The sequence below is a fragment of the Anaerobacillus sp. ABR4_321 genome (genome assembly GCF_056158505.1).
The window spans coordinates 1,146,436-1,158,415 of sequence record NZ_JBSWTK010000001.1 but is presented as its reverse complement, the minus strand read 5'-3'; the positions used below and the strand labels follow the sequence as shown (position 1 = coordinate 1,158,415).

General features: G+C 41.9%; 7 protein-coding genes. 4 read left to right on the top strand and 3 right to left on the bottom strand.

From position 1 onward, the window contains the following. Nucleotides 1–35: 35 nt before the first annotated feature. Nucleotides 36–842 (bottom strand): histidinol-phosphatase, encoded by an 807-nt coding sequence (locus ACXADT_RS06110; RefSeq protein WP_474833700.1) that lies wholly within the window; start codon nucleotides 840–842, stop codon nucleotides 36–38. A 375-nt stretch (nucleotides 843–1,217) separates the two neighbouring features. On the opposite strand from ACXADT_RS06110, the gene ACXADT_RS06105 reads away from it, so the two are divergent. The 3 genes from ACXADT_RS06105 to ACXADT_RS06095 all read left to right on the top strand — a co-directional run bounded on the left by ACXADT_RS06105 (nucleotide 1,218) and on the right by ACXADT_RS06095 (nucleotide 4,858). Next, nucleotides 1,218–2,159 (top strand): glycerophosphodiester phosphodiesterase, encoded by a 942-nt coding sequence (locus tag ACXADT_RS06105; protein ID WP_474833699.1) that lies wholly within the window; start codon nucleotides 1,218–1,220, stop codon nucleotides 2,157–2,159. A 248-nt stretch (nucleotides 2,160–2,407) separates the two neighbouring features. Further along, nucleotides 2,408–3,316, top strand: coding sequence for a hypothetical protein (locus tag ACXADT_RS06100; protein ID WP_474833697.1), 909 nt, complete (start codon nucleotides 2,408–2,410; stop codon nucleotides 3,314–3,316). 183 nt (nucleotides 3,317–3,499) lie between these two features. Continuing rightward, nucleotides 3,500–4,858 carry a glucoamylase family protein gene (locus ACXADT_RS06095; protein WP_474833696.1) on the top strand — a complete coding sequence of 453 codons (1,359 nt, stop codon included), beginning with the start codon at nucleotides 3,500–3,502 and terminating at the stop codon, nucleotides 4,856–4,858. A gap of 63 nt (nucleotides 4,859–4,921) precedes the next feature. Here the strand turns inward: ACXADT_RS06095 and ACXADT_RS06090 are convergent, their stop codons facing one another. Together ACXADT_RS06090 and ACXADT_RS06085 are read right to left on the bottom strand one after the other, a co-directional pair. Continuing rightward, a complete protein-coding gene (locus ACXADT_RS06090; RefSeq protein ID WP_474833694.1) occupies nucleotides 4,922–8,242 on the bottom strand; it encodes a GH36-type glycosyl hydrolase domain-containing protein in 3,321 nt (1,106 codons plus the stop codon). Next, nucleotides 8,236–10,416, bottom strand: coding sequence for a glycoside hydrolase family 3 N-terminal domain-containing protein (locus ACXADT_RS06085; RefSeq protein ID WP_474833693.1), 2,181 nt, complete (start codon nucleotides 10,414–10,416; stop codon nucleotides 8,236–8,238). Before ACXADT_RS06085 ends, ACXADT_RS06090 begins: the two co-directional genes overlap by 7 nt. Nucleotides 10,417–10,699: 283 nt before the next feature. Between ACXADT_RS06085 and ACXADT_RS06080 the strand changes: the two genes are divergently transcribed. Beyond that, nucleotides 10,700–11,938 carry a sugar ABC transporter substrate-binding protein gene (locus ACXADT_RS06080; RefSeq protein WP_474833691.1) on the top strand — a complete coding sequence of 413 codons (1,239 nt, stop codon included), beginning with the start codon at nucleotides 10,700–10,702 and terminating at the stop codon, nucleotides 11,936–11,938. Nucleotides 11,939–11,980 lie beyond the last annotated feature (42 nt).

Here is an 11,980-nt window from a genome sequence, read left to right as displayed (position 1 = left end):
ATCAAGTTGGACTACACCAACCTGATCCCTTTCTTTTATAGTTCGACGAGCTGCTTCTTACGCTCCTTAAAAATCGTCCAGTTCTTAAATCCAATCTCTTTCAGTGTTGCTCGAACTTCTTCAAATTCTTCTCCAACACGATCAGGCCAGTGCGCATCTGAGCCAAACGTAACGCCTACGCCGTAGTGGTGTGCCATCTCTAACATATCGTTAGCTGGATACCAGCCCCCACAGTCTTTATGCTTACCAGAAGTATTCACTTCGATCGTTGCTTCTACTTCGCCAAGTCGCTTCAACGCTTTTTCCACTTCAGGAGTATGAACGTTTGTGAAGTCTGGGTAAAAGCCCTTCATCGCATCGATATGTCCAAGAATATCGAACACACCACTTTCTGCAGATTCAACGATCAGTTGATAGTAATGCTCCTTTTCTTTTCTAACGTCCTCTGCCGTAACGTTTTCCCAACGCTTTTTATCAAAAATATTGACCTCGTTACTGTAGTGAACAGATCCGATGATGTAATCAAACGGGTATTGATCATAAATGCTCTTATATAACGAATAATGTTCCCTGAAGAAATCTGATTCCACACCTAACAATACGTCAATTTTACCGCTGTATTTTTCTTTTAGTTTCAACACTTCTTCAACGTAAGAAGAAAATTCACTTTTCGCCATCGCTATACGCGGCTTCGCTCGATCTTCCTCACTCGCAAAAAAAGGTGAATGATCAGAGATACCGATCATCTGCAGATCATTTTTTATCGCAGCTTGTATGTAATCCTCAATCGTTGCCTCTGCATGACCGCAGCGTTCATGGTGCGTATGAAAATCGAATTTCATATAGATTTCCCCTTTCCAAAATATAGGTCTTTTCATCATTATCCTATCACACAGCTAAATTAAGAGAGAGAGAAATGCACAATATTTATTATTTTCTAACTTATACACCCGTTTTACCACTAGGTGTGTGAAGGAATTATTAATTTTTTTGAGAGGTTTGATCTACCCACCTTACCTAAAAAGCCATTACCATCCACCTGCATAATTCCATATTTATCTATGAAACATGATTCGATCTAACCATTTCACATAGATTCTGTTGTGCGGATCAGGTGTCTGTGCTAAATTCCTGTTGTTCAAAACAGCCCTCCGTTCCCTGCGGTAAGGCGTTTTGTAAAGAACCATTTACATTGAGCACTTAGGAGGATGATTAGATTGAAGCGTCTATTTAATTTAGCAATACTGTCTCTTAGTCTACTATTAGTAGCTAGCATGATTCCTGGTACAATCGTATCGGCGGAGGAAGAAGCATCCCTTCTAGATCCAAATAAACGATTAAACGTAGCTCACAGAGGGGCTTCAGGTCATGCACCTGAACATACAATCCCTTCATACAAGCTTGGTGAACGAATGAATGGCGATTACATTGAAATCGATCTACAGATGACAAAAGATGGTGTCCTTGTTGCGATGCACGATGAACGTGTTGATCGCACGACTGACGGAACAGGTCTTGTAAAAGATTATACGCTTGAAGAATTAAAGAAACTTGATGCAGGAAGCTGGTTTAACGAAGAAAATCCTGAGAAGGCGAAACGTGCTTACCAAGGTCTTGAAGTTCCAACTCTTGAGGAAGTGATCCAGACGTTTGGAAACGACTCTCACTACTATATCGAAACGAAATCCCCTGAAGTCTATCCAGGCATGGAAAAAGAATTGCTTCGTGTACTAGAAAAGTATGAGCTTACTCCAAAATATGAGGAACGCGGAAAAGTTCTCGTGCAATCCTTCAGTAAAGCGAGTCTATTAAAAATGCATGACCTTGCACCTGACATGCCGCTAGTACAGCTAATTTCTTATAAAACGCCAGCTACGATTACGGAGCAAGAGCTAGCAGAACTCAACCGATACGCTGTTGGTGTAGGAATGTCACACACAAAAATTGATCAAGAATACGTTGAGAAAGTAAGAGAATCTGGCTTACTGATCCACCCTTACACAGTCAATGAAAAAGAAGACATGAAGCGCCTACTTGACTGGGGAGTAACTGGAATGTTTACGAATTATCCAGACCGTTTGGACGATGTTATGGATGATTTTGATGATGAAGATGAAAAAGGCGAAGATGATGATGAGAATGAAGAGGATGAAGATTGATCGATCATTCTATTCGTTTATAAAGTCCTGCATGAGTTCGCTTGTGCTGGGCTTTTTTTAGTTGGTTTTAAAAGCGAATTCTTTTTCGTCTCCTACTAGGATAATTGCTCTCTCAAGAAAGCACATCTAGCCTCTTCACTTTTTTACACTCACTTGCTCAATATTTCACATAAAATGATTCAACTGTGATATACTGAAACCGCTCCTAAATATTGGTTACGTGATTTCTGAAAGGATGCGTGTTTTATATGCTAAAAAAGAAAGCCTTGATCACTGGATTAACAGTCATTACTTACATATTGTTCTTAGTTATAACTGGATTCTTCCACTCTGATGGAGTGGCTACAACCTTTTTGTTCACCTTTTACGGCGTCCCCATCATGCTGATGATCGGTACTCCAGTGAATATATTGGCTGGTTTCATTACTAGAAATCTAGTTCCGTTCCGCTTTTGGGTAAATTTAATGATCCATATTATCCCCGCCTATATTGCGGGAATACTCCTTTTTAACGGATACCTCTTTCAAGGGGACGGCGGCTTTCTTCAACTTTTCCCGCTCGGCATCGCGTGTATTTATTTTATATACGATGAATTGATTTTCCATGACGGACGTCATAAAAAGAGTGCCCTTCTATTGCCGCTCGTACCAGTTGTCATATTAGGGACTGCTTACATGCCCATTTTGATTGAAATCTACGCGCAGGAAAAAACAGTCGATCGTATAGAGGAAAGCGGGCCACCTGTGGCGGAAGTCACGCTTCAAAACGACTCAAAAGAAATCAGTACAGATTATTGCACGGAAGGATATACATACAATAGTTGCCACGAAGAGACGAAGCCAACCATCTTACCACTGGCTGATATAGGTGATACGACATTCATTTATAATGGACCTGCACAATTGTCTTTTGAGGTAACCAATGCAAAGAGCGTTTCATTTGAATACGTTGTGACATACTACGTAAACAGCAAACAAAAGCAGCTGAAATCAAAGACGCTAGCTAGCAACACCGTGACGCTTCCAGCAGACATTCCAGAACAAATCATAAAAGTCGAAGGTTACGGAAACAAAGACGAAAAGATCACCTTCTTTGTAGGCTTACGGAACGGCGTTCGCTATAACCCAGAAAACGAGGGAATCGAAAACATCGACTAACCTTTCGACATAATAACAGAAAAAACGGGTGGTGCCAGGCACCACTCATTCTTTTGGCTCAGGTACTTATAGCTATTTTGAGTAATATTCTGAAAACTTATGTTTCCTGTGTTTACTGAGTTCGCTTCTTTCTGTATACTGAAAATCGAAACGTTTCACCAAAAATTAAAAGGATGTGTAGTGATGAAGAAAATCTTTTTTCTATTGCTCGTTTTTGGGTTGATCGTAGGCAGTTCTTTACCTTCCACTGCTGGTGCTCATGGCCCTTCTAAAGGGAAAGAGTATGCTTTCTCCAAACAATTGGAAGCGATTTCAAAGAAAACATATCGATATTTCGAAGACTTTACTGATGAAGAAACGGGACTTACTTATGATGCCGTTCGAATGAACGATGGTGAAATGGAAGTGCAAGATTTTACATCACCAACCAATATCGGAATGTACTTTATGAGCACCGTATCCGCTGAAGAGGTCGGCATTATCTCTAGAGAAGAAGCAGTATCTCGCATTCAAACGAGTTTAGACACGTTAGAAGGCCTTGAGAAATGGAATGGCCTCTATTATAACTGGTACTATACGAAAGATGGTTCATTGATGAAAGACTGGGGAGAGTTCATCTCTACTGTCGATAATGGTTGGCTTTCAGCTGGGCTGATCGTTGCCGGGCAAGCTTATCCAGAACTGAACGAACAAACGAGTGAACTGGTAGAAGCAATGGACTATTCAACGCTTTATGACCCAGAAGTTGGACAAATGCGCGGTGGCTATGATGTGAAAGCAGGAAGCGTTACAGAACACCATTATGGCGCTTTTTACACTGAACCCCGCGTTGCTAGCTACATCTCCATCGGAAAAGGTGATGTACCAAAAGAACACTGGTGGAAAATGCACCGTACGATGCCTGATAGCTGGGATTGGCAGTCTCAAAAACCTGAAGGATACACAGAAACATATGACGGTGTCGAGGTCTTTGAAGGGCACTATACGTACAACGATCAAAAGTATGTACCTAGCTGGGGCGGTAGCATGTTTGAAGCGCTCATGCCAGGACTTGTATTAAAAGAAAAAGAACTTGGGAAAAATGCTCTTGGTCTTAACAACAAGCGCCATGTTGATATTCAAATTGAGTATGCTACAGAGGAAATGGGCTTCGAAGCATGGGGATTATCTCCAGCAGCCACTCCAGAAAACTATTCTGAATTTGGAGCTACTCCTCTTGGAATGAGCGGCTACAGTGCTGAAGGGGCAATCGTGACACCACACGCTTCCTTCCTCGCACTTGAATATGCACCTAAAGAAGTGTACAAGAACCTGAAAACATTGAAAGAGTTTGGAGCTTACGGGAAATATGGATTCCTTGACTCCGTTAACGTAGAAACAGGTGAAGTAACGCAAGCTTACTTAGCTCTAGACCAGGGAATGTCTATGGTCGCAATGGCCAATTATCTTAAAGATGGTGTAATAAAGGACTATTTCCATCAAGATGAGATTGGAAAAGATCCTGAAAACTTATTGATCAAAGAAACATTCTCAATTAAATAGAGCATTACTAAAAGCCGCTGATCTCAATCAGCGGCTTTTTTTCGAAACGTTTTGATTTTCAAACTAACGCCAAATCTCGATAATGTTATCTTCTTCTTTTAACAACGTTTCAACCAAATCACGTTCAAGCATTTCACCGCCGTGTCGATACCTATTGATGGTTGTTTCAGTCTCCATGGCTGTACCGTTTACGAAGACTCGCCTTTCCCCTTTATTAAGGTGATAAATAAAGGTGATCGGTTTATTCCAAAATTTAAATTGAAACTGTAGTCCATCTAGCTTTTTCGGTAAAACAGGATCGATGACTAGCTTACCAGCTTCCTGTCTGACACCAAGTGTGTTCATAATCAATTGATTCATATAGATTCCAGGGCCACTAGAATAGATTCGCCAGCCGCCTTTTACTGGAACAGTTCCCTTTTTCAATTCACTGAAATGCTTTTCTGCTTCATAACGCGTTTTGAACTTTCCATCCGAGCTGCTGAAATAAGCGTTACTTTGACGTTTTTCAGCGTTCGGCACAACATCAGTTATGCCAACAGGGTTAATGACCTCTAACCCGTGCCAAACCTCATCCTCTTTTCCAATCTTCGCCATCGCCTCAACATAACGAATGTGAGCATGCACATATTGTAGACCGATCTCTCTACCGAAATTTGATGCTTGCTCAGCTCTCTTGAAATGAGTACTCACTCCCCCATGGTAATGAGCTGGCCGGTCCATCAACCGGACACCGTCAGGACAATACAGGTGATCTTTGATTATATTGTAGTGTGTTTCTACCTCTTCTGCCGACAATAATTCACTGATCATACCTCGAATCATAGGTAGCAATCGGTAAGAAATACCTGTTTTTGTATCATCAGGATGAAGCATTTTGTTAGGATCGTTTTTGTCCTCCATATACAAAAATCCTGGAAGTGCACTCGAGTTCAATAGGAATTTCTGATAGTCACGCTCAATACCTTGCGCAAGCTCCAGCAAATCACGACTTAATTCATTTCTACTACCAACTGCTTCAGATAATTTCTTCATTGCCTGATAAGTCAAAGCGACCGTCCAGCTACTGACCATGTACTTTTTTAATTGAGAGTTCGCGGGTTGTAGCGTATCATCCCAATCACCATCCCCATATGAGGAAAGATACGTGTTATGGAGAAAGTTGCTCTTAATATAGGCAAGCTGCTTCTCAATATGTTCTCTGAGAGTATACACGTTACGTGTGAATGAAAAATCTCCTTGCCTAGTAAAAGGGATTTTCTCTTCTAAAATGTCAACGTCGCCCGTTGAAGCTATATAATCTCCAACGACCTTCAACGGCCAAACGATGACGTCTCCATGGCTATGATCTTGCTGAACAGCAGCATACTCATCAAACATAAACCACTGCGGCCAATTGCCTTCTTTCTCGTATTGATGAGAGTACACTGTCTGGATGATCTTTTTAACAGTTTGATAGTTTTGGGTAGCAAGAAAATACTCCGTCGGTCCCTGGCAAACATCACGTGTTCCCCAAGCAGCACCAATGTATTGCTCAAGACCTCTTGGTACAGAGAAATGAACGAGCATATTATGGGTATACCACCACGCAAGTGCATTTACTTTTGCAAAGTCTTCCCCTGCCATTGTGACTTCAAAATCATTCATCACTCGTTTATAAAAAGCTCTGTATCGCTCGATCTCAACTTCGGCTTCGTTTTCTAATATCGAGCACTCTCCATCCCGTGAACCTTGTATGACGACTGACCACTTATCAGTAGCGCTAACTTCCATAACAGTAAGCGATGCTGAACCTGAAGGAATATGATCGCCAAGTAATCGTTCATCACCAACCTGCATTGAAGCGCCAAACAACTGCATATGATAAGAAAGATCAGGAGCAGACTTTCTACTCGGCCCATCTTCTCCCGCCTTAATTGTGAGTTTGTCTCCGTTGTGTTCCGTGATATAAGAGCTTTCATACTCGAGGTTGTTCATTGTAATCTGATTCGTAACGAGAAACCGGTACTCTTTTCCGCGTTTCGAACAAACGTCAAGCTGTACTTGTTGAGAATCTACCGTTGTAAAATTCGTAACGACAAGCACGTCGCCTTCCAATTTGTAATACCACCTCGCATAGTTAAAGCCCAACTCAAACATGGATGGCATCGCGAGCAGTCTGTACTCACAGTCTAGCTCGATATAAATTCGCTGTCCTGAAGTCTTCAATATATTAAGCGGGTTTCGAGCATTGCTAAGCATTTTATGGAACGAAGTGTTCCCTAGCGAAAGCTGCGAGTTGAATATCCCATACATATATGACGTTGTCGAAATTACATTCTCATTCAATCGATCGTTCTCACCTGACATGAGGATATGTCCATGTGGCCGTTCAACAAGGAGTTCCTTTTCCTTTAACACCACATGTTCGTAAGTATCTGTAAAGAAGGAGAGTAACTGATTGTCCTCCCGCTCCTCTTGCACGCGATTCGGGAACAACTGCTTTACATCACCCTCTGTCATCGGAAGCGATTGAAGCGGACGACCAGCACGAAGGTGTACTTTCTTCCTACAGGTATCTTTTCTTTCTATCGATCTCTGTACTTGTTCCCAGGCTTCTTTTACCTCTTCCTCATACTCGCGTTGAGTCACTGCTTCTTGATGATCTTCTTTATACAACCCATAAAAAACGAATCTCTCTACTCCTTGGATTTGAACACGTTCAGATTGAAGCGCCGTATATCCAAATTCGTATTGATAAACCTCGTTTGCAAGCGACCCTCGTTTCAACGCTTCGGGTTCATGCGTTTCTTTATATGATAATCCAAAGAATTGAAAGCCATCTGTTGAATAGCCTGTTAGGTTCCCGAGAGAACCTTGCTGCAGATATGGAAAAGAATCGTGCTGTGGTTGATTTTGTCGCGTACATACAGCATAGCCTTTTTCCGTTTTAAACACAGTGTGGTCCATATATTGTGACATATAAGCTTCGTTTGTCCTTACTGCACCCCGTTCAGCTAATCCGAGGTCTTGCCCATAGATGACGTCTACCTCGACGCCGCTTCCTTCTACTGTCACATCCCAAAACCAACTATTTCTTTCAGAAAGCATGAAGGTGACCTCGTATGTCAATCCTGAAACTTCACCCGTCCAACTTACACTAGAATCGCCAAAGCTTACGTTGCTGTTAGAGTGAACACCGATCAATGGATATGACAGAGTCTCATGACCTGTAAACACCCTTAGATAAAGGTTACTAAGCGCACCATCAATCGAATTTGACAGTACCTGATTAATCAGGATATTGTTCGAACTTAATTCATATAGATCGCCACTGTTCAAAAAGATCGCTTCAATTTCCCCTGCGCGCAAATGCGTCTTGTACTCATCTGTCGTTTTTAACACTCTGTCACAACCCCTCTATTCACTAATTGAAACGGCAATTCAATAACATCTCGACTGTTGGAGCCAATATACGCACTAAAGGCTCCAGCATCACTTTTATAGGTTAAATCCGCATGATGATAGCGAAGTTGTTTCTCATTCAGAACAAAGGTTACTGTCTGAACTTCTCCAGGTTGTAACAATACTTTCTTAAAATCTTTTAATTCTTTTATGGGCCGAACCACTTCCCCTGAAAGATCACGAACATAAAGCTGAACAACTTCTTCTCCTACGCACTCACCCGTATTTTCAACCGTTACACTGATCTCAACTTCCTCTTTCATCACATCATCTGAAACCATAGCATTACGATACGTAAATGAGGAATAACTTAAACCAAAGCCAAACGGAAACAACGGCTCATTCGGCACGTCAAGATACTGAGAAACATACCGTACTTGGGCATCAGGTGCACCTTTTGGACGCCCCGTATTAAAGTGATTATAATAAACGGGCACCTGACCAACGGAATACGGAAAAGACATCGCTAACCGACCTGAAGGATTCGCGTCACCAAACAATAGATCTGCAATCGCATTTCCTCCCTCTGTTCCTGGATACCACGCTTCAAGTACTGCATCAGCTTCTTCAATTACGCCGTGTAAATCGAGCGGCCTCCCATTGAATAAAACCACAACGACCGGCTTGTTCAGCTCTTTCATTCGTTCGACTAGCTTAAGCTGCGCATAAGGTAAGCGAATATCAGCTCGACATCCTGCTTCACCACTCATTTCTGAGTCCTCACCTAATGCAAGCACAATAACATCTGCTTCACTAGCTTTATTAACAGATGCTTCTATATCTTTCTCCGTCCAGCTCTCGATCTCACAACCTTTTGCTAAGTGAAGTTGTGTTTCTTTTAGCTTTGATAACATACCTGCCTTTAAAGTTACTGTTTCTTCACCAGATCCAAGCCAGGACCACGGCCCAAGGATATCCTCACTTTCAGCAAACGGTCCGATTAACGCTACCTTTTGGTCTTTATGTAATGGGAGAATCGAATCGTTCTTCAATAAAACGCTGGATTTCTGAGCTAGAACTCGTGCCGTTTCCCTGTGATCCTCACATAGAACAATCTCATTCTCCAGGGTAGGATCCGCTCCCCTATAAGGATTCTCGAACAACCCTAGCTTCTTCTTCAATTTCAAAATTCGAAGCACTGCTTCATCGATCATCTCTTCTGTAACGAGGTTTTCGGTCACTAGCTGCTGCAGGTTGTGAACATAGGTTGATGTCATCAGTTCAATATCGACGCCAGCCTGAATCGACTTTAATGCTGCTTCACGCTCGTCTTCAGCGACTCCATGTGGAATGAGTTCTTTTAATGCTCCCCAATCAGAAATGAGAACTCCATCGAAGCCCCACTCTTCCCGAAGCAAGTCCCTCATCAACCGTTTATTTCCACTCGCCGGAATCCCGTCTACCGTATTAAACGCAGTCATCACCATTTCACAGCCTTCGTCCAATGCTGCTTTGTATGCAGGTAAATACGTTTCACGCAGCTCACGCTCAGACATGTCGACCGTGTTATAATCACGTCCTCCTTCGACAGCTCCATAAGCAGCAAAATGCTTCACACATGCTGCAACTTTTTCCATATCATTCGTTAAGTCATTGCCCTGATAGCCTTTTACAAACGCGCGAGCAAACTCACTGTTTAAATAGGGATCTTCTCCAGTCGACTCCATCACACGACCCCATCTTGGATCACGCACGAGATCGACCATTGGGGAAAACGTTACATGAATCCCTGAAACCGCTGCTTCTCTGGCCGCTGCTTCAGCACTTTTTTCAGCAAGGTCTAAATCCCATGAACATCCGATGGCAAGAGGGATGGGAAAGATCGTTTTATACCCATGCACAATATCAGACATAAAGAGTAATGGAATACCAAGTCTGCTTTCGTCAAGGTAGGTTCTCTGGATATTCTTAATGTTTTCTGCGCCAGAAGCTCCGAGCACGGACCCGCTATTCCTTACATGTTCTTCTTCTATGTCCAACTGTTCTAACGGCCCAGTGATCTCTCCAGAATCCATCGCACCTTTGTAAAAAGGGGTTGCGAGTTGCATTAACTGTGCCGACTTTTCTTCAAACGTCATCTTCTCTACTAATACCGTTAAATCTGAATAAGCCATACATTCCCTCCTTCTACTTATCGAAACGTTTCGATGAGTCTTATACAAAAATAATAGACTACGACACAAACAACAGTCAAAGCTTAATTTATTATAAATTCCAGTAACACTAAGCTATCGGCACTCAATCGACAATATTTTAAATTTTTTAACAAAAGTATTGAAAGCGGATACACGTTTGATTATAATCGTGTTATCGAAACGTTTCAACGACTTATGTAAGTTTTTGATAAGAGATGAAAAACGCGGAACGAAAATACGTTTTAGAAGGAGTTGGAGTGAAATGAAGAAAACGTCCAAACTTTTAGGAGTTTGCATCCTCGCTTTCTCAATGATTCTTGGAGCGTGCTCAAATAGTGACAACAGTTCTTCGGATGGATCGAAGGAAATCACCGTCTGGGCAATGGGTGAAGAAGGGAAAAAGCTAAGTGAACTAAGTAAGAAATTTGAAGAAGAACATCCAGATATTAAAGTGAACGTTCAAGCAATCCCTTGGGAAAATGCACATGATAAGTTATTAACAGCTGTCGCATCACAAAAAGGACCGGACATTGTTCAACTAGGAACTACCTGGGTACCTGAATTTGCTGATGCAGGTGCGTTACTTGATTTATCTCCACATCTTGAAGATTATCCTGAATTTAAGCCTGATAATTATTTCGAAGGTGCCGCTGAATCTATGACCTTTAATGATGAAGTAATCGGCGTACCATGGTACGTAGAAACACGCGTACTGTACTATCGAACAGACTTATTAAAAGAAGTTGGGTACGAAGAACCGCCAGCTACGTGGGATGAACTAAAAGATGCTGCCACCACTCTTTCTGACCGCGGTGATGACCAGTTTGGGTTAGATATTGACCAAAATGATCAGATCACTCCGTTCATCTTCGCATGGCAAAACGGCTATGAAATGGATGTAGAAAATAAAGATCTCAATTTTGATAGTCCAGAATTCAGAGAAGCACTAGAATACTATCACAGCTACTTTGCAGAGGGAATTAGCCAAACAACAGAGGGTGTAGATATGGTACAAGCCTTCAAAGATGGCGTAAAGCCAATGTTTTTCAGTGGACCGTGGATGATCAACATCCTTAATGATCAAGCTCCAGACCTTGAAGGTAAATGGGACGTAGCTGTGATGCCTGAAAAAGAATCAAACACTTCGAGCATTGGAGGATCCAACCTATCGATCTTTCATAACTCTGAGAATGTCGATGAATCTCTTGAATTCCTTTCTTACATGAACGAAGTTGATACGCAGCTTGAATGGCTCGAGATTTCAAATACTCTCCCTTCACGAGTAAAGGCATGGGATGATCCTAAATTAAGTGAAAATAAAATGCTAGCTACATTTGGAGAACAACTTAAAGAAACTAAGGCTGCCCCACAACTAAAAGAGTTTGAAAAAATGGCTCAAGAACTTCTTTCATCTATTGAACGAATCAATGTTGGTGGCGCTGATCTTGATAAAGAGCTAGACGATTTTAGTAAAAAAGCGAACGAATTGATAGAAGAGTAATCACGACGGAGATACAGGCAGGCGCTGCCTGTTCTCCTTTTT